This window comes from Plantibacter sp. CFBP 8775 (genome assembly GCF_014839505.1).
GTDB classification, from domain to species: domain Bacteria; phylum Actinomycetota; class Actinomycetes; order Actinomycetales; family Microbacteriaceae; genus Plantibacter; species Plantibacter auratus.
In genome coordinates this window covers 675,481-699,487 of sequence record NZ_JACYNV010000002.1, presented here as the reverse complement: position 1 = coordinate 699,487, position 24,007 = coordinate 675,481, and the positions used below count along the sequence as shown (strand labels likewise).

Annotated in this window: 27 protein-coding genes and 1 pseudogene; 6 read left to right on the top strand and 22 right to left on the bottom strand. The window is 65.2% G+C overall.

From position 1 onward, the window contains the following. Nucleotides 1-90: 90 nt before the first annotated feature. Nucleotides 91-576: a TIR domain-containing protein gene (locus tag IFR14_RS15775; RefSeq protein WP_137243625.1), complete on the bottom strand. Its 486-nt coding sequence runs from the start codon at nt 574-576 to the stop codon at nt 91-93. Nucleotides 577-990: 414 nt separating this feature from the next. On the opposite strand from IFR14_RS15775, the gene IFR14_RS21250 reads away from it, so the two are divergent. Continuing rightward, entirely contained in the window at nt 991-1,161 is a 171-nt protein-coding gene (locus tag IFR14_RS21250) for a DUF1349 domain-containing protein (protein ID WP_274598635.1), read from the top strand. Next, nucleotides 1,160-1,348, top strand: a pseudogene (locus tag IFR14_RS21245) (DUF1349 domain-containing protein); the annotation flags it as partial. The gene IFR14_RS21250 and the pseudogene IFR14_RS21245, both read left to right, overlap by 2 nt. Before the next feature lie 258 nt (nt 1,349-1,606). On the opposite strand, the gene IFR14_RS15765 reads toward IFR14_RS21245, so the two are convergent. Next, entirely contained in the window at nt 1,607-2,083 is a 477-nt protein-coding gene (locus IFR14_RS15765; protein WP_137243624.1) for an ABC transporter permease, read from the bottom strand. 196 nt (nt 2,084-2,279) lie between these two features. Between IFR14_RS15765 and IFR14_RS15760 the strand changes: the two genes are divergently transcribed. Then, a complete protein-coding gene (locus IFR14_RS15760; RefSeq protein ID WP_191941599.1) occupies nt 2,280-2,627 on the top strand; it encodes a hypothetical protein in 348 nt (115 codons plus the stop codon). Continuing rightward, a complete protein-coding gene (dnaE, locus tag IFR14_RS15755; RefSeq protein WP_191941598.1) occupies nt 2,624-5,920 on the top strand; it encodes a DNA polymerase III subunit alpha in 3,297 nt (1,098 codons plus the stop codon). Before IFR14_RS15760 ends, dnaE begins: the two co-directional genes overlap by 4 nt. 53 nt (nt 5,921-5,973) lie before the next feature. On the opposite strand, the gene IFR14_RS15750 is transcribed toward dnaE, so the two are convergent. The 16 genes from IFR14_RS15750 to IFR14_RS15675 all read right to left on the bottom strand — a co-directional run bounded on the left by IFR14_RS15750 (nt 5,974) and on the right by IFR14_RS15675 (nt 18,969). Continuing rightward, nucleotides 5,974-6,765 carry a hypothetical protein gene (locus IFR14_RS15750; RefSeq protein WP_137243621.1) on the bottom strand — a complete coding sequence of 264 codons (792 nt, stop codon included), beginning with the start codon at nt 6,763-6,765 and terminating at the stop codon, nt 5,974-5,976. Nucleotides 6,766-6,976: 211 nt separating this feature from the next. After that, the gene (locus IFR14_RS15745) at nt 6,977-7,675 is read right to left on the bottom strand and encodes a DUF3800 domain-containing protein (RefSeq protein ID WP_137243620.1); all 699 of its coding nucleotides are present in this window, start codon (nt 7,673-7,675) and stop codon (nt 6,977-6,979) included. A gap of 70 nt (nt 7,676-7,745) precedes the next feature. Further along, entirely contained in the window at nt 7,746-7,880 is a 135-nt protein-coding gene (locus IFR14_RS21240; RefSeq protein ID WP_274598633.1) for a hypothetical protein, read from the bottom strand. A gap of 149 nt (nt 7,881-8,029) precedes the next feature. Further along, nucleotides 8,030-8,806 (bottom strand): ParA family protein, encoded by a 777-nt coding sequence (locus IFR14_RS15735; protein ID WP_137243618.1) that lies wholly within the window; start codon nt 8,804-8,806, stop codon nt 8,030-8,032. A 118-nt stretch (nt 8,807-8,924) separates the two neighbouring features. Further along, complete coding sequence (locus tag IFR14_RS15730; RefSeq protein ID WP_137243617.1) at nt 8,925-9,227, bottom strand: hypothetical protein; 303 nt, start codon at nt 9,225-9,227, stop codon at nt 8,925-8,927. Between the two features lie 108 nt (nt 9,228-9,335). Beyond that, on the bottom strand, nt 9,336-10,040 hold the full coding sequence (locus IFR14_RS15725) for a hypothetical protein (RefSeq protein ID WP_137243616.1): 705 nt from the start codon (nt 10,038-10,040) through the stop codon (nt 9,336-9,338). Then, nucleotides 10,040-10,552 (bottom strand): hypothetical protein, encoded by a 513-nt coding sequence (locus IFR14_RS15720; protein WP_137243615.1) that lies wholly within the window; start codon nt 10,550-10,552, stop codon nt 10,040-10,042. Before IFR14_RS15720 ends, IFR14_RS15725 begins: the two co-directional genes overlap by 1 nt. Beyond that, complete coding sequence (locus IFR14_RS15715; RefSeq protein ID WP_249407030.1) at nt 10,545-12,323, bottom strand: type IV secretory system conjugative DNA transfer family protein; 1,779 nt, start codon at nt 12,321-12,323, stop codon at nt 10,545-10,547. Before IFR14_RS15715 ends, IFR14_RS15720 begins: the two co-directional genes overlap by 8 nt. Further along, nucleotides 12,320-13,636 carry a helicase HerA domain-containing protein gene (locus IFR14_RS15710; RefSeq protein WP_161578634.1) on the bottom strand — a complete coding sequence of 439 codons (1,317 nt, stop codon included), beginning with the start codon at nt 13,634-13,636 and terminating at the stop codon, nt 12,320-12,322. Before IFR14_RS15710 ends, IFR14_RS15715 begins: the two co-directional genes overlap by 4 nt. 80 nt (nt 13,637-13,716) lie before the next feature. Continuing rightward, nucleotides 13,717-15,222, bottom strand: coding sequence for an SCO6880 family protein (locus IFR14_RS21455; RefSeq protein ID WP_137243613.1), 1,506 nt, complete (start codon nt 15,220-15,222; stop codon nt 13,717-13,719). Then, complete coding sequence (locus IFR14_RS15700; RefSeq protein WP_137243612.1) at nt 15,219-16,142, bottom strand: hypothetical protein; 924 nt, start codon at nt 16,140-16,142, stop codon at nt 15,219-15,221. The genes IFR14_RS21455 and IFR14_RS15700 overlap by 4 nt, the downstream gene beginning before the upstream one ends. 65 nt (nt 16,143-16,207) lie before the next feature. Further along, complete coding sequence (locus tag IFR14_RS15695) at nt 16,208-16,540, bottom strand: hypothetical protein (RefSeq protein WP_161578633.1); 333 nt, start codon at nt 16,538-16,540, stop codon at nt 16,208-16,210. Then, nucleotides 16,537-17,142, bottom strand: a complete 606-nt coding sequence (locus IFR14_RS15690) for a hypothetical protein (RefSeq protein WP_137243610.1) — start codon at nt 17,140-17,142, stop codon at nt 16,537-16,539. Before IFR14_RS15690 ends, IFR14_RS15695 begins: the two co-directional genes overlap by 4 nt. Before the next feature lie 74 nt (nt 17,143-17,216). Beyond that, the gene (locus IFR14_RS15685) at nt 17,217-17,525 is read right to left on the bottom strand and encodes a hypothetical protein (RefSeq protein WP_137243609.1); all 309 of its coding nucleotides are present in this window, start codon (nt 17,523-17,525) and stop codon (nt 17,217-17,219) included. 86 nt (nt 17,526-17,611) lie between these two features. Beyond that, nucleotides 17,612-17,950: a helix-turn-helix domain-containing protein gene (locus IFR14_RS15680; RefSeq protein ID WP_161578632.1), complete on the bottom strand. Its 339-nt coding sequence runs from the start codon at nt 17,948-17,950 to the stop codon at nt 17,612-17,614. A 662-nt stretch (nt 17,951-18,612) separates the two neighbouring features. After that, nucleotides 18,613-18,969 carry a hypothetical protein gene (locus IFR14_RS15675; RefSeq protein ID WP_137243607.1) on the bottom strand — a complete coding sequence of 119 codons (357 nt, stop codon included), beginning with the start codon at nt 18,967-18,969 and terminating at the stop codon, nt 18,613-18,615. A 418-nt stretch (nt 18,970-19,387) separates the two neighbouring features. Between IFR14_RS15675 and IFR14_RS15670 the strand changes: the two genes are divergently transcribed. Then, nucleotides 19,388-19,729, top strand: a complete 342-nt coding sequence (locus IFR14_RS15670; RefSeq protein WP_137243606.1) for a histone-like nucleoid-structuring protein Lsr2 — start codon at nt 19,388-19,390, stop codon at nt 19,727-19,729. A 30-nt stretch (nt 19,730-19,759) separates the two neighbouring features. Here the strand turns inward: IFR14_RS15670 and IFR14_RS15665 are convergent, their stop codons facing one another. Genes IFR14_RS15665 through IFR14_RS15650 form a run of 4 tightly spaced genes read right to left on the bottom strand, consistent with a single transcriptional unit; the run spans nt 19,760 to nt 22,979 of the window. Continuing rightward, nucleotides 19,760-20,914 carry a hypothetical protein gene (locus IFR14_RS15665; RefSeq protein WP_137243605.1) on the bottom strand — a complete coding sequence of 385 codons (1,155 nt, stop codon included), beginning with the start codon at nt 20,912-20,914 and terminating at the stop codon, nt 19,760-19,762. After that, entirely contained in the window at nt 20,914-21,735 is an 822-nt protein-coding gene (locus IFR14_RS15660; RefSeq protein ID WP_137243604.1) for an RNA polymerase sigma factor, read from the bottom strand. The genes IFR14_RS15665 and IFR14_RS15660 overlap by 1 nt, the downstream gene beginning before the upstream one ends. Then, on the bottom strand, nt 21,722-22,711 hold the full coding sequence (locus tag IFR14_RS15655; RefSeq protein WP_137243603.1) for a hypothetical protein: 990 nt from the start codon (nt 22,709-22,711) through the stop codon (nt 21,722-21,724). Before IFR14_RS15655 ends, IFR14_RS15660 begins: the two co-directional genes overlap by 14 nt. Nucleotides 22,712-22,730: 19 nt before the next feature. After that, a complete protein-coding gene (locus IFR14_RS15650; protein WP_137243602.1) occupies nt 22,731-22,979 on the bottom strand; it encodes a hypothetical protein in 249 nt (82 codons plus the stop codon). Nucleotides 22,980-23,060: 81 nt separating this feature from the next. On the opposite strand from IFR14_RS15650, the gene IFR14_RS21580 reads away from it, so the two are divergent. After that, on the top strand, nt 23,061-23,597 hold the full coding sequence (locus IFR14_RS21580) for a helix-turn-helix domain-containing protein (RefSeq protein WP_137243601.1): 537 nt from the start codon (nt 23,061-23,063) through the stop codon (nt 23,595-23,597). Nucleotides 23,598-24,007: the final 410 nt, after the last annotated feature.

The window sequence follows — 24,007 nt, the reverse complement described above, 5'->3', positions numbered from 1 at the left end:
GCCGCCTTCACCGCTCGAGGCGGGACGGCGCAGCTACGGCTGTCTGCTCTCAGGTAGCTCTCGGCTTGTCCCGTACCTTGGCCCAGGCCTTCACCACCCACGGGTAACACCCTGTCCTGACCACCACTCGAGTTTCTGAGCGAGCGCGCCGTACGTGGCCTTCGTGTCGATTACCCCACGCCAGTCGCTCACAGTGGGGTCGAAGATTGGCACACCGGTGGGCCCATCAGCCACGTCGAAGGGGTTGGCACCAGCCCGGTCGGCTACCCCAAATGAAGACAGCCCGTGGATCCGCACCCCCAGTAAGGGCTTCTTCGCGGCCCAAGCTTTCTCGATCTCGTACTTCACCCACGGTCGCGACGCCGTCTCCTGCCCGATGAGGACGACAACAGCACGCTTGTAGTTCATCTCGTCATCGATCCATTTTGCGATGGACGTCGCTCCGCCACGACGAACCGTCTCCCAGGTTTGTGCATTCAGTAGCGGCTGCCCCTCGAGGGCGTTCAGATTCCTGACCAGTTGCACGCGATTGACGTCTCGTTCGTAGTGGAACGAATAGAAAACAGTCTTAGCCATGTTGTACCCCCAAGCGTGTTCTTGGGCGACCCATTCGCCCAAGTAGAACTGTACCGAGGGGGACAGACACCACCCTTGACCACGTCGCTGGAATAACGTCCGAATACTCACCTTTGACCCGGTCGCAAAGCCCGGCGACGCGCGGCACCGGATCCTCGGAGACTCGCTGCGCGTCCATTGATCCAGTGGGTTTCCAACACAGAGCGTCGCTCCGGCTTCTATCACACAGTATTGCCCGCCCGCGCCGGGCTGGGGATCTGTGGCCGAGATTGCCAGTGAAGGAAGCGATGCCCGGCACCCGTCCTACGCTTTCGTGCACGCCTCGGAGCATGCCCTCCTCACCGAGATGGCACCCGAATTAGCCCTCGAAGTGCAGTGCCGCCTCGACTTCACCGATCAATTCGACCAGCAGATATGTTGGTCAAGCTCGACGACAAATCATGGATCCAAGCCGGTCTCGAGCTCAGTGACGGCGAAGAGAGCCGCGGCGCCGTCGTGACTCAGGGCACCTCGGACTGGTCCCTGTCATCAGTCCCCAGCTGGGCTGGACGACTCGTGACCATCCGCGGGCAGCCGGTCGGGTAACGCACTAACCGTGCGCGCACGCGTCGACGACGAACCATGGCGACTCGTCCGCGTCGCACCCCTCGACCCGGACGACGCAGTCACAGCGGGCCCGTTCTGCTGCGCGCCGTCTCGTGCAGGGCTCACCGCCCACTTCACCTACTGGCGGACGACCCCTGCAGATGCCAGCCTCCACCCAGACGACTAGCCCGTTGGGGTCAAGAAGCGGTTGGGCTGCGCACATGAGGGCCTTCTCGCGGGAGTGGTCTCAACGGCGGGCGATGTTCCCCTCGAGGATGAGACGGGCGATCTCTCCGAGACGCACGGGGCTCGCTCGATGCACGCTGAACTCCACGGGATGAGCGGACTCTCGGTCGGCCCGATCATGGGATTCCATCAGTCCGTCTACCTTCACGGTGCAGCTGGCATTGCTCTCCGCTTTGACCCTTCCGCCCGCACTCGGCCCCTAAGAGCTCGATGCGACCGATGGCGCCGTCCGAGCTGCCCGGACCGGGGGATACAGGCCGGCGAAGGCGCCGATAGCCATTGTGGCGAGCACGCCGCCCACGAGAATCCAGAGCGGGATCACCGACGCCCACCCCTTCCCGGAGGCGATCGCCGCATTGACGGCAGCTCCGAGGCCCGCGCCTGCGAATCCGCCCATCGCGGACAGGAGCTCTGCTTCGACGAGGAACTGCAGGCGGATGTGATGTCGGGTGGCTCCGATGGCCCGCCGGAGTATGGTCTCTCGTCGGCGTTCGAGCACGGAGCTGATCATTGTGTTGGCGACGCCGATCCCGCCAACGAGGAGCGAGATGGAGCCGAGCGCGAGCAGGAGGCCGGTGAAGACCTCGTCGGCGGCGGGGCGGGCCGACAGGGTGTTCGAGGGGCGGGAGATGACGACGTCAGAGGGTGCAGCGGGCTGCACCGACGGTGGGAGCAAGCTCGCCCGTCTAGCTCACCGCAATGGCGTCCGCTTGGAAGACATCGCCGTCGCCGTCGGCGTTCCTCTAGCAACAGTTCAGGAGTGGCTGGACGCGGGACGCGCCTAGCCGCGATCTCGTCCTGCAATCTCGCTCCGCATAGAAAGCGACACTTTCGATTGCATAGCGACTCTTTGTGTTGAGCGTTCACAGCAAATGGGTTCGTCCGTTGTCACCGACACGACGTACACTCACTCCATCGAACACGTGTTCGAATATCGGAGGTGCGGCATGGCGACGATCGTTGACGAAGCAGTGGATGTGGATCTCGCGGCGGACGGAGATCCGCTAGCGTTCGTGTGGAAAAGGTTCGAACACCGGGTCGTCGGCCAGCCACAAGCCTTGTTCTCCCGCCAAGCCTGGTGGACAGGCGATTCCTCACCAGCTCGCATCGACATCGAGACGTGGCGGGTCGACGCGGCCCGAGGCGACGAGGAGCCGACCCGGTACGACCTCCGCCGTGACACCACGGGCAGATGGACCCTCGCGGTCGCCTGGACGTGAGCTTCTCCCACCTCCACGTCGCCTCCCACCTCTCCGCGCACTACGGCGTCACATCGAGCGCCGCCCTGGCCGGCCTCGCAGCGGAAGACGGGGCATCGTTCCTCGCCCTGACCGACCGCGACGGCCTCTACGGTGGGCCGAAGCACGTCGGAGCGTGCCTGGCTGCGGGCATCTCGCCGGGGCTTGGGGCCGACCTCGCCGTCCTGGACGAACATCAGGAGCCGATCGGCCGAATCGTCCTGCTCGCGCATGGTCAGAACCGCGGAGCTGGGTTCGCTCAACTGTGTCGGACGGTCAGCGCGGCGCATGGTCGCCGCGAGAAACCGGCGATCCTTCGCGATGAACTCGCCGCGATCCTCGCCGACGATCCCGCACTCACGGTGATGCTTGGGCCTGAGTCCGATGTCGGGCAGGCGATCGAGCAACGGGATCACGCCGGCGCCAGTGCGGCTCTCGATCGGTGGCGGGAACGGCTACCAGCGCGCCATCTGGTGATCGAGGTCGTCTGTCACCTCACCGAGCAAGGGATGCGGGGCAACGTCGCGGCCGCGACTCGGATGCTCAGCCTCGCGGAGTCCGCCGGCGTCCCTGCGGTGCTCACCAACGCCGTTCGATACGGACTTCCGGACGAGGCCGCCACCGCAGACTTGGCGGACGCCGCGAGATTCCTGCGTCCGCTGGCAGAGCTCGACGACCTGAACGAGCTGCAGGTCAACGGACAGGCCTGGTTGAAGCCCGCGAAGCAGATGCGGCAGATCGCAAGGATGATCGTCGGCGCCGGCACCCACGACGACGACGCGGCGCAGCGGCTGTTGACGGAGACCGAGCGCCTCGGCGAACGGTGCACCCTCGACCCGGCGTCCGATGTCGGCTGGAAGCAGCCGCGCATGCCGGAAGCGTCGGTGATCGGCATCAGCGGCGACCCGCACCAGGCCCTGTGGGAACGGGCACGCGCCGGCGTCGATGAACGGTACGCGCGGCCAGGGATGCCTCCGCTGGAAGACGCGCACCGGGCCCTCGAACACGAGATGCGGATCGTGGAGCAGCTCGGCATGCCGTCCTACTTCCTCACGGTCGCCAAGGTCGCCGACATCATCCGCGAGATGGGTATCCGGATTCAGGCACGTGGGTCAGGCGTCGGGTCCGTCCTCAACTACGCCCTCCACACGTCCTCGGTCGAGCCCATCAGCAACGGGCTCATCTTCGAACGCTTCCTCTCGCCCGAACGCACCAACCTGCCCGACATCGACCTCGACGTCGAGTCCGCCCGCCGTCACGACGTCTATCGCGAGGTGTTCGCCCGTTTCGGGTCAGACCGCGTCACGCTCATGTCGATGACCAACGCTTACCGCTCGCGCGGAGCAGTCCGCGACGCCGGCCTCGCTCTCGGTATGGACGAGTCGATGATCGACATGATCGCCAAACAGATGTGGCGGTTCAACGCCCGCGAGTTCCGCGACGCCCTCCGAGACAAGCCAGAGTTGGCCGACCTCGCCGACGCGGTCCGCGAGTCACGCGAGCTAGACCTACTCGTGGACGTCACCGAGCGTCTCGATCGTCTGCCGCGCCACATCAGCGTCCACCCCTGCGGTGTCATCCTGTCCGACACCTCCTTGCTCAACCGCACGCCGACGCAGCTGTCGGGCATGGGCCTTCCGATGTCGCAGTACGACAAGCACGACATGGACAACATGGGCCTCATCAAGCTCGACATCCTCGGCGTGCGGATGCAGTCGGCCATGGCCCACGCCGTCAGCGAGCACGAACGGCTGACCGGCGAGACCATCGAACTCGATGCCCTGCCGCTCGACGACGAACCTACGTATGAACTGCTCCGTTCAACGCGCACGCTCGGCGTCTTCCAGCTCGAGTCACCCGGGCAGATGGAACTGGTCGGCAAGCTGCAGCCAGAGGTCTTCAACGACCTCACCGTGGAGATCTCACTGTTCCGTCCGGGGCCGATGCAGAACAACATGCCGCTGCAGTACCTCCAGGTTCGGCACGGCGAGACGATGCCCGACTACATCGACCCGAGACTCCGGCCCATTCTCCGAGAGACGCGCGGCGTAGTCGTGTTCCACGAGCAGGTCATGCGGATCATCGACGAACTCACCGGCTGCGGTCTCGGGCCCGCCGACGTCATCCGCCGACAGCTCGCGGACCGCGGACGCCTCGCCGGAATCAAAACGTTCGTGCGCGACCGTGCGACGGCACGTGGATTCCGGCCGGCCGTGATCGACAAAGCTTGGACGATCCTTGCTGGCTTCGGATCCTTCGGATTCGCGAAGGCGCACGGAGCGGCCTTCGCGTTACCGACGTTCCAGTCGGCCTGGTTGAAGCGGCATCACCCGGCCGAGTTCATGGCCGGGCTCCTCACTCATGACCCGGGGATGTGGCCGAAGGATCTCATCCTCGCTGAAGCGCGCCACCTCGACGTGCCCGTCCTGCCGATCGATGTGCAGCGCTCGGGGCTTGAGTACGTCGTCGAGATCGCGCCCGACGGCCGGCTCGGCGTGCGAATGTCGCTGGTCGAGATGAAGGGAAGTACCGAGAAGGAACGAGCCCGCATCGCGCGGCACCAGCCATTCTCCTCACTCCAGGACTTCCGAGACCGAGTCCGTCCACGCCGCCGCACCTTCGAGGCATTCGCTCGAGTGGGTGCTCTCGATGCGTTCATCGACTACATCCCGAGACGTCGCCACGAACTCCTCGCCCACCTCGCTGGAGTCACCACGAGTGCCCAGCTCATCGCCGACGAGCAGCTCGCCTTCGAGCTCGATCTGCCCGTTCCAGAGCGGAGCACGATCACCTCGCTTGAGCTTCGAGGCCGGACCCAGACCGACCTCGAATTGCAAGAGATGCGTCTGGCAGTGAACCGCCATCAGATGGAACGGTTCTACCCGCTCTTCCGGGAGTTGGGCGTCACGCCGGCACGCGATCTCGTAGACCTGCCCGGTGGAACCGAGGTCCTCATCGCCGGCGTCCGTCGAGCGACCAACACCCCACCAATGCGAGGCGGCAAGCGCGTCGTCTTCGTCTCACTCGACGACGGCACTGGCCCGGTCTCCAACGTCGTCTTCTTCCATGACGTCCAGGAGCAGACCGGTTCAGGCGTCTTCCAGACCCACCACATGCTTGTTCGTGGTGTGACCCGGCGGTCGGGCGCGCGCGGAGTATCTGTCACTGGCGCAGCGGCTTGGGACCTGCTAGCTGTTCAGCGTGAGCACCAGGTGAACGGAGCGCAACTTTCGCAGGTCGCTCCACTCCGGCGGCTAGCCTCATCGACCGGGTGAGGTCTTTGTGCACGGTGTGAGCAAAACACCTGTTTCACCTAAGCCCGGCGAGGTCACTCCGGTGTTTCGCTCGTCTCAGTTTCACCGGTCGTCATGCCCTGCTCCCCAACGTTCGGTGTGATCGCGGGTATAGCTGGATCGGGGGAGGTAAGTTCAAGATTGCTGGTGCCTAGACCAGACAACGCGGAGCCCGTCGGGCGCGAATTCATCCGTCTGAGAATCTGGCCGGCGTCGCGTTCAAAAGCTCTGCGGTTCTCCCTCGCGGTGATCTGCGCGATTCTCGCATCATCTGCGCGTGCCCACTGCTCGCGCCACCCGGCGACCATACGTGGGATAGCTTCACTCACCTTCTCCGGATTTTTCAGTACGTAGAGCAGCAGGGCCGCAACGGCGCCGGTGCCGAGTGCGCCCCACTGTTCGCCAACCCAGACGAACACGTCCAGCGGCGAACCCGCCGAGAGCCGGCGGACATTCAGGCTCGGAACATGGCCTTCTTCCCGATCCAGGGCTGCGGCGCAGACAATCCATAGATCGTCAATTGCGGCCAGCCGGTCAGCTATCTCTGGCAGTGTCCAGTCCGGCTTGGCGAACCTGAGGACGAATTCGACTGAGTGGGCCGGATCGAAGCCGAGTTCCAGCCCCTGCAACCGTTGAAGGTCGACCGACTCGCTCGCCAGCCTCAACCATTCAAGTGAGTAGATCCGCTCCAGTCGTCGGCCAAGATTCAGCCATTGAGGTTCGGGTAGAGATCCGGCCTCAATCATTGCCCTGACGACGGCGGCGTCGAGGCCAAGCAACTTCGCTGCAACGCTTGTCGATACAAAGGAGCTGCGGTGAGGTTCCATGCTCGAACGTTAGCGCTAGTTGGGCGGTTGAACGAGTATCAGACGTGTGCATGAAGTGGTCGGGCGGAGCTCGAACTTCTGCGGCTGAGGAGAGCTCTGCGCGCGTCATGAGTCTTCCCCGGCAGCACGGTGTGCCGTAGAATTGAAGCTACGACGGGCTGGTCACCAGAACGTTGTTCGCCGGACGCCCCGCCTCGCGGGGCTTTCGTGCTTAAGGGCGCCAGACCCAGACGTGAACGACCGCCGGTTCGATCGCGGCCCACAAGCGCTCGGCGGAGCGGCGTGCGCGTGCGTCTCCTTCGGGGTGCCCGTCCAGCCGGTGGTACAGGTAGGCGACCAGGTCTGCTGCCTGGATGCCAGGAGTGCCTCGCGACGCTCGGAAGCTCAGCGGCAGCTCGATTCCGGTGAGCGTCGACGAGGCATAACCTGGGGTTCCGATGTCGCGGAATCGGCGGACGAGTGTGTGTAGTGCGGTCTGGTCGGGGAGTTCATCGGCGACGACGGTCAGCCACGTGCCTCGGGCAACAGCGTGATCGCTGAGCTCCTCGAGAATATGCTGCAGAACGACCTCGTGCGGCCGGCGCGGATACCGGTACCGCGCGTGCAACCGCGCAACGTCGAGTCCCCGCACGAAAACCTCGACAGGAACCTCGACGAGCAGTTCGAGTGCTCGACGGTAGATGGTCGCGACCGCTCGGTGGCGACCGCGGAGAGGTGACCACGCGCCTTTGCCCGCGGTCATCTCGTGTGCGTGCAGTTCGACGTCACGGGGGAGACCGAACGCCTCGGCTATGCCCGCCGCGCGCACGATCGCCTCTCGGAGCCGGTCCTCGTGCTCCGCATCGATGACCACGGCAGCGATGTAGTAGTAGTCGCGTGTGTAGGACTCATCGAGATACGCGATCAGCATGTGCCGTCTGTCTGTCGATCAGGACAGACAGTGGGATAGCCGTCGGGCCGTCTGTGCGTCTTTCCGTGTGTCATGACAGATTGCGGTTGAGGCGGTCGCGAATGGCCTCGTCGAGGAAGTCGACGATGCTGATGTCGTGGATCGCGAGGTAGCGGTCGAGGTCGTCCCGGAGGGAGATCTCGATCTTCGATGAGAACGGTTCCATCCGGCGGCGACCGCGTGGGCGGCCCGGTCCTGGCCGACGGGATGCGAGGTCATAGGACGGGCCGCCGGGACGACCGGCGGGCGAGGTCAACGCTGTGAGGTCGTCGACCGCCGGCGCTTTCCTGAGCGCGGGGTGACGGTCGGCCGCGCTCAAGCTGCCACTCCGTGCAACGCCTCTGTGAGTGCAGCGAATCGCTCGGTCAGCACCAGTGCACCGGGAGTCGTCAACGCGCTGAGTGGCCGACGGCGGCTCTCCGCATCTTGCATCGCCGTGCGTTCTGGCAGGAAGGGGCGGAGCAGGACTTCGCCGTAGATGGCCTCGAGTTCTTCCAGGCGGTATCGGTGCTCTGAGGTCAGTCGGGGTGTGACTCGGTTGACGACGATACCGGCGAACCGCAGGGAGGGGTTCAGGTGCGGGAGCGCCCGCACCTTCGCCACCGTCTCGAGGTACTGTCCGACGCCGGTGAGGCCGAAGGCGGTGGGGTCGGTGACGACGATGGTGCTGTCCGCCCAGAGCAGCGCGTTGAGCGTGAGCCGTCCGAGCGCTGGTGGCGTGTCGATCAGGATGTCGTCGTAGACGTCGAGTTGCGCGCTTCCCCAGGCGGACGTTTTGAGCCGCAACTCAGGCGTCAGGAGTGACTCAGACTCGATCCGCGCGAGATCCGGGGACCCGGCGATGAGGTCGACGTTCCTCCAGTCGGTCGGAGCCGCCGCTGCGCCGAGCGTTCCTGCGTCGCCCGCGTAGAGGACATCGAAGACGGTGTACTCACCGCGTCTCCCGAGAACGGTTGTCGCGTCGGACTGCGGGTCGAGGTCGATGACGAGGACCTTTCGGCCCTCTTGGGCGAGGGCGTCTGCTTGGCCTAGGAGGACCGTTGTCTTACCGACACCGCCCTTGCGGGAGCCGATGGCTTGAATCTGGGGCATGTGTTGACATCCATTCGTATGGTTTGTCGGACGGGTGGATGGAGTGACGGGCGGCCGTCCTTCAATACGTCATGACGTATTGAAGGGATGAGCCTCCGTGCTCGAGGCGGCGAACGCGTCAGCCTGCGCCGAGCTGTGTTTGCCGGACGTGGATCAAGCCGTCGAGGGCGGCGTCGTCTGAGTCGTATCTGCCTGCCGGGAGCGCGAGGAGTGCGCCACTGCAGAACGTGAGCACGAAGAACGCGAGGTATCGGGGCTGACCAGGAGGGCGACCGGGAGCCTCGCGCACGGGCTCCTCGTGGACGTGTTCGTGAATACGCTCGACGTGATCGAGATTGATCCACTGCCACTCGGCCGCTGCCTCGGATGGCAGTCCGGTGTCGTCGAAGCTGGTGAGCATCATGCGGGTGAAGCGAGTCATTCGGTGTCCTGTCCGTCGTTGCTTCGAACGTAGGGACGGCGACACCTACTGCGGGGCGACAGGTGTCGGACTGTGGATAACTTCTGCGTTGCGACCCATGTGATCGCGTCAGCTCATCGCCGGACCATTCCGACCCCGGCTGGCTCGGCGAGCGAGTTGCTCGGCCTCCCGGCGCTTCTCCGCTTCGACGGCCAGCTGGAGTGCGCGTGCACGGGTCATCCCGACTGGGGTGACCTTCCCGCGCTTGTACGGTCCGGTCGTCGGCGCGGGTCGCATCGCGGGGTCGATCCGTGAGCGGGACTCGAAGATCTGCCGGCGCTCCTCGGCCGTCGGCCGGTCTGGTTCCGGATGGAGCAGCCTCCACAGTTGTTCGCCACCACGTCGCTCCTGATAGAGCGCCTCGAGCCGGGCCGGGCTTGCCCGACTCAACGCGGAGAAGAAGCTCCTGGCACGCTGCTCCGCGAGTCGCTGTTCCGCAGGCGATGTCTCGTGGAGTCGGGGCGGAGGAAGGAGCACCCGCGTCGGTAGCGGCACGTAGTTCCGCTTGGCGTGCTCGCGGTAGAGGCCGAGCAACGACTGGGTGCGCTGTTTCGCGAGGGCCTTCTCCCTCCCGTACCCGAGCCCCCGAGCCTCGCGGATGTGCTCGCGAGCGATCCAATCGCGAGACTCCCACAGCACGAAGCTGAGCTTGACGTCATAAGCGCCTTCATTTAGCAGTGCTTGCAGACGCTCGGGGCTTGCCTGCTTCAGCCCGTTGAAGAACGCCCTCGCCTCTGCCAGGTAGTCGAGGGTCTTGGGAGCCGCGACGAGCATCAGGGCACCGTGTCGTCTCGGTCGGCGCGGGCGATGCGCGCGCGGAGCTCAGGGTCCTCGGGCATGGTTCGGCTCGCCGTTTTCAGGTGTCCGTTCGCGCAGCCCTCGGGCTTGTAGTGGCGAAGGCGGGAGCGGAAGTACTCAAATCGCTCGTGCCAGCCGAGGGGACCGTGCCCGCCGCTGTCTGCTTCTTCGAAGGAGACCTCCCAGCTGCTGAAGAGCGCGGAGAGTTCCTCCACAATGCCGTCGTGGAGGTACCAGCAGTCCGGGATGAGCCGGGCCGGGATCGTGTACCGGGTGCAGAGCCAGGAGACCCATTCCGCGAGCAGCCGCCAGACCTCTGGCTCGCGTTCGTCCGGCAAGGACCGCCAGTTGACGACACCGAAGTACTCGGGCTCGGGCAGTGCCGGCCAGGTGTCGAATCCATCGCCGACCTCGTCCGCTTCGTCCAGCGCGAACGGAGCCCGGAACTCACGCTCCGCTGCCTGCCGCCATCCGCCAGTCTCAGCCATGCATCTTCCGCCGGGCTTCGGACTGCTCGGTGAAGACCTGCCGCTGGGCAGCCTCCGTCGCTCGCTTGCCCGCAACGATCTCGCGAGCGTCGCGTCGCGTGGTCCATCCCTCGACGTCGAGGAGGACGCCTCGTCGGTTTCGGTAACTCAGCAGGCCCATGCCTTCAGGGAGTCGGCGGAGTTCATCGACCGTCAGTACCGGCTCGAGCTGTCGCTGCTCAGAGCGGGTCGTGCCCGTCTCGCTGCGACTGACGGACCCACGGTTCACCTGTCGTTGGCCGAGCATGCTCGACACGTCTTGCAGGTGCTTGATGTTGGACGACCCGCCGAGCATCAGCTTGGCGATGGCAGAGTTCCAGATCGTGTCAGCCTCGCTCTCCGACCAGGCGGACTTTGCCTGCGATAGCGACTGGAGCACGACCATTGTCGAGATCCCGATACCGCCACCATCCGAGAGGATTGTCGGCAGCTGCGGCCAGGCGAACATGTTCGCGATCTCGTCGAGGATGAGCCCAAGTGGTGGATCGAGCCGGTTCCCGGGGGAGGCTAGCGCTTTGCGGCGAGCGGTCTCGACGATGTCGTCCAGTACCGCGCCGAGGAATCCACCGACCGCTCCCGCACCAGTCCCGGTGCCGATCAGATAGATCGTGTTCGAGCCCGCGAGAAACTCATCGGCATCAAGCGCCTCGTCGTGTCCAGGGTTCATCGCGTCGAACACTGATGGGATCGCGAGCGGACGCAGCGCCTCGGCGACGCCGAACCACTTCGATCCCAGCAGCTTCGCATCACCCTCGATCACATCCGCGAGACCCATGGCCCATCCAGGTGCACCCGAGTCCGCGAGCACATCGACTGCACGCCCCGCCAACACCGGGCTCATGCCCCAGTCGCGGAGCGCTGTCGTGCCACCACCGCTGAGCGCTGCCGCATGCAGGAGAGCGGCGAGGAGCGTCCCCGATGCCCCGGCCCATTCTTGGTTGGTGGAGGAGCGTCCGAGTGCACTGCCGGCGATGATCGTCCGGGCTCGTTGCTCGGCGACGAGTGGGTCAGCGCAGCCGGCCACCGGTGAGATCCGGAGGGCGGATCGGATGCCTGAGAGCTGCTGCGGGTCGAAGACCGTGACGGTTCCGCGTTGCGCGCGGTGTGCCATCGTCGCGGCGAGGTTGTCGTTGCGGGTGGAGGTCGTGACCAGCGGGCCGTTCCAGTCGAGGATGGCGGAGATGATGACTCGCCAGCCTTTGCCGGAGCGGGGCGGGCCATCGAGGAGGAGAGAGTCTTCTATCGAGACGTAGACGTCGAGGCCGCGAGAAGTGCCGATCCGCCAGCCGACATCATCGGCCGTGGGATCCGCGAGCGTCGGACGAAGAGTTCCCGCCCGGCGTCGGAGTGCTCGCTCGGAGACTTGCCGCCGCACCTCGCTGCGTCCCGCCAACCCACTGCGCCGCAGGAGCTGCGACCGGAACCAGCGGTCAGATTCACGGAACGACAGCCACCCGGCAAGGCACAGCGCGGCGACGATCGTGAGCAGGACCACTATGCCGATGACCGTCCAACGGGCGCCATCCGTGGAGACGATGCAGCCCCCACCAGGTGTTGCGGGAACCGAACCGCTGGCGACCAGCAGCCCAGCTGCGGCGAACGGACCGAGTCCAGCCGGCAGCTCTCCGCAGGTCAGCAGCACGAAGACCATCACCACGGCGCCGGCGATGCCGATTGCGGTCGCCGCGATGGCGATGATGCCCAGGAGAACGAGCACGAGTCGGTCGGTCATCGGGGTGCCGCTCCGGGCCCGTCGGTGCGGAAGACAGCAAGTTCGCCAGGTGTGCAGTCGTTGCGGACCTTGGCTACCCGCTCCGGTCCGATCTGCCAGAAGCCTTCGCCACGGCGGAGTTTGCGGACAAGCTCGGTCTGCGTCCGGTTCCATCCGAGGACCTGCGAACTGCGCTCGAGTTCGCCGGTGTGCTGCGCGTAGTTGACGCGGGTGTCGCAGTCCGCCAGGAGCCCGAGGGCTTGAGCATGCAAGGCGGACCCGCGATCGCCAAGCGCATCAAAGTCGTTGATGCGGTGGATGAGGTAGCAGTTCGACCGCCTCTTGTGACGAGCGGTCTTCTCGTCGCTCACTCGTCCGACGAGATTGCCGCCGCCCGCGACCTCGTTGAGCAGGGCGACGGCTGCCTCCTCGTGCACGATCAGCCGCGCCTGGCCAGGACCGGCCGGGGTGCCACGCTCGATCCAATCGGTCGTCGCCAGGCGGAGAAGTGCTTTCGTCTCCGCACTCGCGCGCAGGAGCCCCGAGGTGTCGACGGTCAGCATCGGTGTGTTCGCGTCGAAGGCAACCGTCGACGGGCGGTCCATGAGGTCGGCGAGATCGCCGACCGTGACGCGACGAAGGGTGTGGGCGAGCATCTGGCCGCCCGCACCGATCTCTTCGGCGATGTGGGACTCAGGGTGACGCAGCGCTTCCCACACCATCGGCACCAGCGCGGTCGAGTTCGACCGGTGCACCTGCTCAAGAGCAAGATCGATAGCCGTGTGCTCGATCTCGCTGAGCTCCGTCGTGTTCCGGAGGATGGCGACCATGGCACGGACCTTGGCCCGCTGGAACTGCAGGACTTCCTGCGTCCAATCGGCATCGCTCACGTCAGCGCGGCGGGGTCCCGGATCGAGTGGGTTGATCCGCGCGGCCTGACCAGGGCCCAGGCGCATCGTCACACCTCCCACGTAGGCGGCGACGCGCGTCCACTCGCCGTTCGGATCGTGCGGCACCGCGACCTTCCTGCCTAGCCGACACAGGCGCGTGCTGAGGCTTTTCGCGAGCACGGACTTGCCGCTGCCCTTCACCCCGAAGATCGCCATTGAATGCGAGCGAACGACACCCGCGGCGTAGGCCTCCCAAGGGTCGAAGCAGAACGTGGACCGAGACAGCAGGTTCGGGCCGATGTACGCGCCGGCCATCGGTTCGCCGCTCTCGGCAAGGAAGGGCAGCGCGGCACCGAGGGTGCGTGAGGAGGCGCGGTGGACCGGCGCGACGACGCCCGGCCGCGCGCGAAGGTTGTGCGTTGCTTTCCAGCCGCCGGCCGGCATCGAACTCGTCGGAAGCGCGTCTTCGGCGATTGCATCGCGCCAAGCGCTCAGACGCGACACAGAACCGGATCGACGCCGGCTCATCGCTTGCCCACCGGAGTCGGGAGTGCGGTCGACATGAACGCCGCGGCCTGTTGGAAGTACATCGCAGCGAGCGTGACGCGGGCCGGCTGCGCTGCCTGCAGGATGGAGGCCGATGCGCGGGTGAGGCCGTCGACGTCGGCGGCTGAGACGGTCACGAACCCGCGGAACTCCATGTCGGTGAACCCGTCGACGATGTCATCCTCGCGTTCGCCGAGATCCTCGTATTCGCGATCCTGCTCACGGGTGGTGATCATCCCGCGTCTTTGGCGCAAGCCTCGTGCGACCTCGAGGTCGACCTTCGCTCGCCCCACCTGACTCAGAGCCTTGTGGGTCGGTACCGGCCGCACGCTGAGGATGAGCACCCGCGTCGCGTCGCCTGAATAGAGCAACTTGTCCAGGAACCCCACGCTGATTTCGGAGCGAGGCCACTCGGCGATCCAGTACGTGCGGTGGACCGAACCATCGATCTGCACGTGATCCCAGCGCTCCTCGATGCCCATCACCGGAGCGAGTCGGTTCGGGTCGTCACTCCGCGACTCTGCTGCAAAGCTCGTCGGGTTCATGGCGAGTGCGAGCATCTCGTCGATCGCTTCGGTGTCGAGCCAGTTCCGGAGCTCGACGCCGATGGCTTCGAGCGAGTCACGCATCTGCTCGACGAGGTCGGTCACGATGGCAGCGATGCCCACGAGGCCACCGCCAGAGTGCTTGATCGCCGACCGGAGCGAGCGCAGGTCGCAGGAGACGGTCACCGTGTTGGTGAACTGCATCGATCGATCGGCACCCGCGGTGATCAGGGTGTCGTACTCCGCTCGGACCGCTGGGCTGACGGTCGACGGATCGGTTCGATCGCGTTCCGCTGCGTAGCGGGCGAGTTCGTCGGCGGGTTTGGCGTCGACGCGGATGCGTGCCGTCGCGTCGACTAGCCCCGGGACCGCCTCGAGCCCGCTCATCCATCCGACGAATCCGTCGTAGGCCGCTTGCTGGACACCTTCATCAAGGAGCGGCCAGGCGGAGCTCAGAACGTCGACCGAGAACGAGACGAGCGATCGTTTCGGGTCGAGGATGAATCCGCCCCGACCTGGGACTTGGACGAAGCGCAGCGATCCGTGCGCGCCGGGGAGGCGATGGCGATGGACCTCGCGCGGGTCTTCAGCCCCGCGCCGCTTCGTTCCGATCTTCATGGGTTCGTCCTTTCGTGAGTCCCACACGTCCCGCCTGAAGCTCGTCTGGAGGCGATGCCGTCGAGCGGCGTACGTGAGCACGCGCCAGATGAGCGCGAGACCGGACTCGCGATGCCAGGTCCAGCTGCCGACGGCGATCGAAGTCGCGGCAGGCCAGATCCCGATGCGCCAGTAGCCGTCCCAATCGATCAGGAGCCACATGACGGAGGCCGCAGCCGTGGCACAGATGACGGTGAGCTGGGGCCAGCTCAGACCGAGGAAGGCGCCGCGTCGCTCGCGCTGTGCAAAGCGGACGTGGGGGAGAATCGGCGAAGTGGTCACTTCGCGAGAATCCGTCCGAGGATGCGCATGGCGTTCTGGGCCTTGCCTGAGACATGCGGCCGGGGCTGCAGGGAGTTGCGGACCTCGTCGCCGGCGAACGACACCAGACGGACCGCCCACAGGGGAGCGAAGGCTGCGGCGAAGACCACCCCAGCGGCGACGATCACGACGCCGAGGTCGGTGGAATTCGTGACCAGCTGTATCGAGAGGACCAGGATCGTCGCCGCCAACGGTTCGGCGATGACGAGGCCGATCGTCAGATTCGCCCACCTCGTCGCCCAGACGGCGAATTTCGGCTGACCGATCATCATGAGGCCGATCGGCGCCGTCGCGGCGAGGGCGACGAGCGAGAAGGAGCGGATGGACATCGAGACGTAGAGGAAGAGCGCGGCCAGCGCCATGATGGCGAGGATGAGCAGGACTACGGTGTACTGGCCGATGACTGCGTTCGGGGCGAGCTTGGCGGTGGTCATGGCCTGGGCGATCGCGCCATCGTCGGCCGGGACGGAGACATCAGCGACCACGCGGTATCCGAACATGCGCAGCAGCGCATTACCGAGGCTCTGATCCTGGACGGTTGCGACGAGTGCATCAGTCGTCTCACCGCCGTAGGTCACGAACTGCCTCATCACGTACACAGCGGCGACGCTGGACGGCACTGCGACAACGAGGCCGACTGCGACCTGCGCGATCCGCCGGCCGTCTCGCATGATCGCCGCCGGCGCGAGCTGGAAGCAGGCGACGATGGAGATGACGAGTCCCATCGTCGCGACCCAGAACCAGAACTGGCCGTCGGCGATGGTCCAGCTGGACTCGCCGGGACGGCTGCCGATGAAGGCGTTTGCGAGCATGTCGGTCATGAAGTCGCCGAGGCCGATGATGCCGCCGCCGACGAATCGGGCCGCCGCCTCCTGAGCCATGCACGGGATGTCGGCTGGCCCGCATCCGAATTGGGGCACGCCGAAGTCGTCAGTGCGGAAGCCGCTCATACGATCTGCAGCCCGATGCCGAAGTTGATGAGTGCGGTGGTGCCGGCGGCGATTGCTGCAGCGGCGACGGAGCAGAGAACCCCCGCGATCCCGGCGGACTTCAGTGCGCCGTTCTTGATGAGCCAGCCGAGCGCGATGCAGGCGGCAGCGAGGAGCACCCCGATGCCGCAGAGGATGAGGACGACGAAGAGGATGTTGCCCGCGAGGTCCTGAATCGCCTTTGACCCGATGCCGGCCTTCGGCGTGATGTCGGGGATCGTCTTCGAAGCCAACCCGCCGAGGCCCGTGGTCCAGATGGCCGTGATGATGCGTTCGCCCACAGTGTTCATTCCGCGTGGAGGGGGACAGAGAGGGTCAATGGGTCCCGCTGGGAGGGAACATCGACGACGAGGTCCAGCGTGGACACACCGAAGGGCACGTAGTATGCGAGCGCGAAGCTCGTGCTCAGGTGGTTCGGCAGGGACCAGTCACGCCCGCGCCCCTGAGCTCCGGCTGGTCCCCACGGGACGCCGGCATCGGCCGCGAAGTCCGGTCCTTCGTTAGTGTCTAGTTCGGCCGCGTCGCCGAGGCCGGCCCAGCTCGTTTCCCGAACGGTGAGGCCGGTGAGGTCGAGTTCGCCGAACGGGACGAAGCCGTCGAGCGAAACCTGGATGACTATTACGAAGCTGCCGGCCGGAAAGCGATCTGTGCCACCGGGCTGGCGGAGGAGGCCCGAGTCCTGGGTCGTCACGTAGCTGCCGAGTTCGTAGACGGCGACGCCCAGATCTGAGGTGGCAGCGCGAGCGACTGGCTCCTGATCCGGAGCGGCGGTAGAGCGGTCTGTTCGGTCTGTGGAGGAGGCTGTGGACTGGGGTGCGGCGTCGGCATCGAAACACCCGGTCAGAGCGATGGCCCCGACGGCAAGCAGTCCTACAAGCAGCGGTCGCCGCATCGATCCTCCCGAGAGTTCGCGAGGACGTGTGCGTCCTCGATCGCTCTTGAAGTGACGCGAGCAGACCTGCGGACTTAGTTCCGGCGGCGGTAGGGAGTGAGGTCGAAGGATGTACTCGATGTCGCCTGGACGGTGCGTTGCCGCCGAGCGACGTATCTGATGTAGAGCGTTGCGTTCGCGGCAGCAGCAGCCCACACGATTGCGAGAACGAACGCACGCGTCGCGGGATCCTGATGTGCGTCGTGCAGCAGAACCGCGGTTCCGAACAACGAGACGACGACCTGGCTGATGATCCAGCCGCCCCAGCGGCTGAGGATCACCACCACGAGCGCGATCGCCAGGAACGGCAGCGGGAGCAGGAACATCCAGCCGCGCAGCTTCATCGGTTCGCCCAGGTCATGCAGTCGATGTTAGGCGGGGGAGCGGCCCCGCTTCGAGCGAGGCCGGGTGTCTGTGGATAACTTCTCGACTACTTGGACGCTGGTCGATTCCGACCCAGGCCAAGTTCGACGCCGAGATCCCGGTAGCGCTCGGAAACGACCTGCTCGAGGACGACGTACTCGTACCGATGCCGTTTGCCATCAGGCTCCTGGATCGGGTGGGCCTCGATAACTCCCAGTTCGCGCAGCGTTTCCAGGTGATCCTGCACCGTGACACGGTTCACCTCGACGAGCTCGGCGATCCGTCCGCGCGTGAGCGGACCCTCCTCCAGCAGTCTCGACAGGATCGCGAAGTTCACCGGTTCACCGAGAGTCGCGAGCGCACTCCTCGCATCGTCGGAGAGCTTGGGGCGAGCGACGCGGGGCATGGGGTCATTGTGCACGGTCTCGAACTGGTCCATGATTTGCAGATGGTTAAACCAGCTTCAAATGAATCGAGGGTGTGTGACTGCAAGAGCTGAAGTGATCGGCGTCGTTGATGGGGAGGTCCTCCTCACTGGCCCGGTGGAGTCTCCGATGGTTTCGTTCGTGCTGGCGGACGATCAGCGAGCTTTGAGCGACGATGGGCTCATCGTTCGAGCTCGGGTTGCGTGGTGTCAGGTCATCTGCCAATCCGCTGACACCGCGAAGGCGGCTAGCTCGTTGAGGTCCGGAATTGAGGTCGCTGTTCGAGGAGAGTTGAGCGTCCTCCGTGCCACGCCGGCATCGCAAGGATCTGATGCGGTCCTTGTCTCACTCATCGCTGACAGTATTCAGATCACTGAGCCCGTGCATTGAGGCTTGCGCCCCCCACCAGCGCCGTTGCGAGCTGCCGTGACGGATATATCCGCGCTGGAACACAAGCGCGGCGGCTCTAGGCTCCGCGCAGGGTTCGACCGGATGTCAGCTCGGCGGTTAATGTGCGGCAACTTCGATGCGGCAGCCTACCTAGCGTTCGAGAATTCGAAACCCGCGGTGCGTGGCTGCACCGTATCCACCAAAACGCAGTACTCGTTCGGTCGTGACTGGGCGCGCTGGTCAGTGGGCGGCATCACCCAGTCACTGAATCTAAGAGGCTAATCGGCAGCCCGAACCACAGCAGGGGTAGAGAGACCAACACCAGCCCCACAGAGAGTGCTAGGCACACCGTCGTCAGCCGGCTGCTCCTGGCGGTGGCAATGCTGACCACCGCAACGACGATGGCCGCGATCAGCATCGCAAAGAGCACAGGCAGAAGTAGGTACACAATGGGGTACCAGTACGCCGCTTCACCTGGGTAGCCACGGATGAGCCCTGGAAGCCAGACAGCCGAGTACATGAGCAGAAACAAGACATAGGCGCCGGTAGTTAGCCCCACGCTGACACCCAACAGTGTATTTGAAGGTGTCGTTGGCTTCGCGCTAGTCACGTCTACAGCATGCCTCATGCAGGGTGGGGATGTCCGGTCGTAACGCGGTCGCTCCTCGACGCCGCTTCGGTCTGCGTTTGGGTCCGCGCATCGATCGGCAGCGGTTCATTGTCTGGTCCGCCAAGGCGACGGCTCCGGTTCGCGCTACCCGTGACAACCACCCAATGTTCGGTATCCCCATCGCTCCGGAAGACGGTGTGAACGTGTGCGACCGCTGGGCCTGCAAGGAGCTCCCGTAACAGCGGGTGCGCCGCTTCTCTTCTGTTGGCGCGGCTATCGATATGCCGTTCCAAACGGAGTGCTCGGTTCTTCGATATCCTCGTCAATGCTCTGAACGTAGCTTCCCCCGCCGGGCCATATGCATACGACAATCGTCGGTTGCGGTCCGAATGCGTTCACATGAAGAAGGAGATTCCCCATGGCACAGAAAGTCATCACCACCCTCGTCGACGACCTCGACGGATCCGAGCTGAAGCAGGGCGAGGGAAAGACCATCACGTTCGGCCTGGAAGGATCGACCTATGAGATCGACCTGTCCGAGAAGAACGAGAAGAGCCTGCGCGCTGCGCTCGAGCCTTATGTGAAGGCCTCTCGCACCGTATCGCGATCGAAGACGGCCAGCTCCGCTGGCTCGAGCCGGAGCAACAAGGAAGAGCTTGCGGCTGCGCGCAGCTGGCTGCGCGCCAATGGGCACGACGTCTCCGATCGGGGACGCATCCCCGCTGCACTTCTCGAGAAGTTCCGTGAGGCTGCCAAGTAGTAAGTCGCCTACCCGTCCGCGTTCTGTGGACTACAGCCCCGGATTCGCATAGGCGACGTCGATGTGCACGTGATTGCACGTGTCCTCGAACTCGTCGAAGTGAGTGAATCCGGGGCTGTTTCGACAGTTGGACTGCCCGGTTCGTGATCCGGGCGGTACGACGGAGTCCAGGAGGGCCAACAACTTCAGTGACAGGCCATCACCGCCGGTCACGGAGCTGCCGTTGAGTGCGTAGATATCGACGGCCATGCCGCCTCCGTCGCGGTAGTGCGAGGAGTTCTCGCCGGCTCCCTCGAGCGAGCCGGTGCAGCGTCGGTTGAGGTCGGACACCGCTACCTGCTCGAACGTGTTCAGTGCGACGAGCAGGATCTGCATGATGCGGGAGTCGATCCCGCAGTCGGCGAGCGCGGTTCCGTTCGCGACGTTGCGGAGCTGCTGGAGGTAGTCGCTCCCGACCAAGCGTCCTTCGTGCATCGCACTGACCAGTCGGAGAGCAAGTTCGCGGTTGTCGCCGTCGATCGGCAGGTAGCCGCAGGCTGCACCAACGGTCAAGTGTTCGTCCGGGAGGTCTGGTTCGACGACGGCGAGCGCATTCCGGGCTGACGCTTCTGCAGCAGCAATGGTCGGTGCTTCCGCGTGAATGCCGATGATCGACAGCCACCACCCAGCGGGTTCGTCGATCCAGGCTGGGTCGCTCATGATCCCTGGTCGGTTCTCGCCGGCCCCGGTCAGGATGAGTCCGGTGGCGAGGGCGGTATCTTGCAGCTGCTCGGCTGTTCCCCACCCACCGCGGACAGTGCGCCGGTACACCCCGAGTGGTGTGTCATCGGTGATCGTGTCGGTCGTCGAGGCAGTCATGTTCGACGCTGCGTACGCCGCGGTGAGCGCTGCCAGCTTGGCCTTCGGCTCCGGAGTGATCGCCGTCGCCGCGTCAACGATCGCCGATACGAGGACCTGTTCGGCGACCACGAGCGGGCCGGTCGGCTGTTCCGCCGGCACCGACCCAGGCGCCGCGCAGTGCGCTTGCCGCAGCGCACTGCCTGTCGGGACGAATAGCGTGATGGCGATCGCGGGTAGCGCTGCAGCCGCGACGAGCCCGCCCAGCAGCAGCGCAAGCGCCCCGCCCAAGAGCTTCTTCGGCCCGATCGCCAGAGCGACCTTGACCGCGAGCATCGGCGCCGCCATCAGATGGACTCTCCATCCAGGATGCGCGCGGCGAGTGTCAGCAGCTTCCGGACGTGAGCAATCCGGCTGTGAACCCGGTGCTTGCTCAGGCCAGTGATCCGAGCGACAGCGGCAGCGTCGCGCATCATGGCCGGCTGGAAGAGAGCGATCGCTCGCAGGCCGTCGGTCTCGGGGATGCACTCGATCGCGGACTGCCGAGTGTTCGGGTACCCACGGTCGGCGAGGCGGAGCGCAGTGTTGGCGGTCCAGGCAGCGGCAGCGATGTTCTCCCGCGCGGTGCGGATCGTGCGGGGTGAGACGCCGATGCGTTCCGCGACGTCGGCGCGGGCCTCGTCGGTGAGCATCAGTTCGATGGCGATCGTCCAGTCCCGTTCTGACACCGTCTCCCGCACCCACGCAATCCGCCGGCGCTGCTCGAATCGGTGCACCAGAAGGTCCAACGGGTCGCCGCCCGCTGCCGGCCGGTCCGCATCGAACTCCGCGGTGAACCGTTCGCACTGGATTGCAGCTTCGCGCCGCGTCGCAAGCACGACCTTTGCAGCGATGCCTTGGGCGTAGTGACCGAAGGATCCACGGGTCAGGTCGAAGCTCTCCGCTCGTCGCCATGCGACGACGCGGATCTCCTGCATCGCAGCATCGATCTCGCCGTGGAGAGCGTGCTGATTGAGCACTCGCGTCACATAGCCACGTGTGGACTCGACTGCGGTGAGGAAGACATCCAACCCGATGCGATCGATCGCGTCGGACGATGCTGTGAGCAGCGATGCATCGATCGCAGCTGCCGAAGCGGGCACCGCCTGTGCGAGGTCATGCTGATTCACGATCGCGGTCCTTTCTCCAGCCCGGACGCTCTTCGCCGCAGGTGCCGCACACCTCTCGGAAGGTTCCGATGAAGCGATGTCCGTCCGCGCTGCATTCAGCTACCGTCGGCGGTCGAGTGACGATGCGCCTGGGGCCTGGCTGGGCGAGATCTCCGTCGTCTGAGTCACCGGTGTTCATGGGCCAGCGATGCGGATCTCTGGCGATGGATCGGCCGACGTATGCGATCGGGTCGCCGACCGGGCGAGACGAACCATGGATCGCATCGACGCTCGCTGCCAGGACGTCGACCGCGGTCACGTCCACCGATGGCGCGTGCTTCGTCAGCCACCGCTCGACGGCGGCGAGGCTGAGTCGAGGGTGCAGCGCCTGCGCAGCAAGCTCCAAGCCGGGAGACGTCGAAGAAGATTGATGTTCTGGGGATTGATGTTCTTTAAGTGGCGGGAGAACCGTCGATGGTTCGGCCTGGGAGGAAGACCCGACATGGTCGGCAGCGCAGACTGCCTCCGATTCTGTGCCGCTCAGAGGCGACCTGCCGGATTCGTCCCAGGCGTCGAAGAGCGGGGGAGGGAAACCCGCCAAGGTGTCGGCAGCGCCAACCTCGGCTGTTGATTCCGGCTGCGGGGGATCCAGGAGGATCAGTAGTACGCGGCGGTGGCCGGCGATTGATTGTCCGGCGGCGTCGACAGTCCCCGCTGGATGCCGGTGCTCCTCGACGCGGAGGAATCCGGCGGCCTCGAGCTTGCGGCGAGCTGCTCTGAAGGCGTCTTTTCCGAGACCGAGGTCTCGCTGGGCCCGGGACTGCGTGATCCGGTAGGTGCGTCGATGGGTGACGAGGTAGAGCATCAGGGAGAACGCGTTCCCGACGATGCGTGGATCACGCGCCCACCAGTTCCGGAACTGGGCAAACTCGCTTTCGAAGTCGAACTCTGGCCGGATGAACTCTGCCTCGGTGATCGAGTACTCTCGAGGACCCATCGGCCCCTTCTCTGCGGGCTCAGACACTGGTGGGGCCGTTGGCCGCTGCTGCAGAGGATGGCAGGAGTTCAGAGCCTCTTAGCCCAAGGGCGGCGCCGATCCGGTCGAGTTCGGCCACGGTGAAGTCGAGCTGACCGGCGAGCTTCAGTTGGAGCTGTTCTGGCGGCATCCCGACTGCGTTCGCAAGTTGAGTATCCGTCTGGCCATGGTTGAGCAACGCGTGTTGGACGCGTTGAGCGATCTGCTGGGAGAGGGGGATGGTGTCCATTTGGTCACCATAGGAATCATCCGGTCGACTTGTCAAATATCAGATTTGTGTGCATGAATCTTTGTTTGCTATGGTGGCCGGATGGACGCCGCTCTCGACTTCAATGACGCGGTAGCCGCTGAACTCCGTCGCCAACGTGCGGCACGAGGACTCACGATCGATGAAGTCGCGCGGCGTGCCGGGATGGTGCGCACCACGGTGCTCCGCTACCTCAACGGCAAACGTGCTATTCCTATCGGCGCACTCTATGGCTTGTCGGGAGCTCTGTCCGTGGAGGCCCATCGGGTGGTGGCGGCAGCAGAGACACTATGTGCTGTGATGCCTGCGTCCGGTGGCATCCCTGCAGTCGGTGCTTCCGACTCGGTGGAGCCCGAGCTGCGACCTGGGCACGTAGTTCGAGCCCGGTCGCGGGGAAGGGTGAGTACTCATGACTATGCGCGAATCGCGCCCACCCTGGCCGCACGAAGTGCCGCGAGTGTCGGGGCTGGGAGTGGAGATCTGCCCGACCATCTGGGCGCAGAGTTAGCGCCCGCCCACATGGCTGTCTCTGGTGATACCCGGCGACGCGTCGGACCCCACCGCGGCATGCCTGGTGCGGCTCGGAATCTCATCGCCTGAGTAGCTATCCGTCGGCGGCGGCCTGGCTGTCATATTAGGATACGAACAACCTGATTCTATGAGTGGGCGCAGCAGCTCCTCAACATTGGTCGACCGTGTTCTGGGATCTTTTCCCGCCGCTTGCGCTCCTGCGGTCTGCCCGACGTCATCAGGAGTAAGGAGAACGATCACGTGTGACGCATCGTCGCCTACATCTTCGAATTTCTCGATCATGGTTCGCCCGCGCCCGCGCCCGGGCTCTGACACCGGCAGCGAGCCGGTGTGGCGAGCGACGTACGCACGTACCGAGTTTATGACAATGGCCCGGCCCGGTGTCAATGTGCTCACCGCATCCCTTCTGACGCTCTTTGCCGAGGGCGGGTCCGGCGCCGAACAGCTACGCGAACGCTACTTCCGGTTCGTCGTAGACA

Coding starts and splice junctions, on each gene's coding strand:
- IFR14_RS15775 (WP_137243625.1), bottom strand. CDS start 576: ATGGCTAAGACTGTTTTCTATTCGTTCCACTACGAACGAGACGTCAAT.
- IFR14_RS21250 (WP_274598635.1), top strand. CDS start 991: ATGTTGGTCAAGCTCGACGACAAATCATGGATCCAAGCCGGTCTCGAG.
- IFR14_RS15760 (WP_191941599.1), top strand. CDS start 2,280: ATGGGTTCGTCCGTTGTCACCGACACGACGTACACTCACTCCATCGAA.
- IFR14_RS15750 (WP_137243621.1), bottom strand. CDS start 6,765: ATGGAACCTCACCGCAGCTCCTTTGTATCGACAAGCGTTGCAGCGAAG.
- IFR14_RS15745 (WP_137243620.1), bottom strand. CDS start 7,675: ATGCTGATCGCGTATCTCGATGAGTCCTACACACGCGACTACTACTAC.
- IFR14_RS21240 (WP_274598633.1), bottom strand. CDS start 7,880: ATGGAACCGTTCTCATCGAAGATCGAGATCTCCCTCCGGGACGACCTC.
- IFR14_RS15735 (WP_137243618.1), bottom strand. CDS start 8,806: ATGCCCCAGATTCAAGCCATCGGCTCCCGCAAGGGCGGTGTCGGTAAG.
- IFR14_RS15730 (WP_137243617.1), bottom strand. CDS start 9,227: ATGACTCGCTTCACCCGCATGATGCTCACCAGCTTCGACGACACCGGA.
- IFR14_RS15725 (WP_137243616.1), bottom strand. CDS start 10,040: ATGCTCGTCGCGGCTCCCAAGACCCTCGACTACCTGGCAGAGGCGAGG.
- IFR14_RS15720 (WP_137243615.1), bottom strand. CDS start 10,552: ATGGCTGAGACTGGCGGATGGCGGCAGGCAGCGGAGCGTGAGTTCCGG.
- IFR14_RS15715 (WP_249407030.1), bottom strand. CDS start 12,323: ATGACCGACCGACTCGTGCTCGTTCTCCTGGGCATCATCGCCATCGCG.
- IFR14_RS15710 (WP_161578634.1), bottom strand. CDS start 13,636: ATGCCGGCCGGCGGCTGGAAAGCAACGCACAACCTTCGCGCGCGGCCG.
- IFR14_RS15700 (WP_137243612.1), bottom strand. CDS start 16,142: ATGGCTCAGGAGGCGGCGGCCCGATTCGTCGGCGGCGGCATCATCGGC.
- IFR14_RS15695 (WP_161578633.1), bottom strand. CDS start 16,540: ATGAACACTGTGGGCGAACGCATCATCACGGCCATCTGGACCACGGGC.
- IFR14_RS15690 (WP_137243610.1), bottom strand. CDS start 17,142: ATGCGGCGACCGCTGCTTGTAGGACTGCTTGCCGTCGGGGCCATCGCT.
- IFR14_RS15685 (WP_137243609.1), bottom strand. CDS start 17,525: ATGAAGCTGCGCGGCTGGATGTTCCTGCTCCCGCTGCCGTTCCTGGCG.
- IFR14_RS15680 (WP_161578632.1), bottom strand. CDS start 17,950: ATGCCCCGCGTCGCTCGCCCCAAGCTCTCCGACGATGCGAGGAGTGCG.
- IFR14_RS15670 (WP_137243606.1), top strand. CDS start 19,388: ATGGCACAGAAAGTCATCACCACCCTCGTCGACGACCTCGACGGATCC.
- IFR14_RS15665 (WP_137243605.1), bottom strand. CDS start 20,914: ATGGCGGCGCCGATGCTCGCGGTCAAGGTCGCTCTGGCGATCGGGCCG.
- IFR14_RS15655 (WP_137243603.1), bottom strand. CDS start 22,711: ATGGGTCCTCGAGAGTACTCGATCACCGAGGCAGAGTTCATCCGGCCA.
- IFR14_RS15650 (WP_137243602.1), bottom strand. CDS start 22,979: ATGGACACCATCCCCCTCTCCCAGCAGATCGCTCAACGCGTCCAACAC.
- IFR14_RS21580 (WP_137243601.1), top strand. CDS start 23,061: ATGGACGCCGCTCTCGACTTCAATGACGCGGTAGCCGCTGAACTCCGT.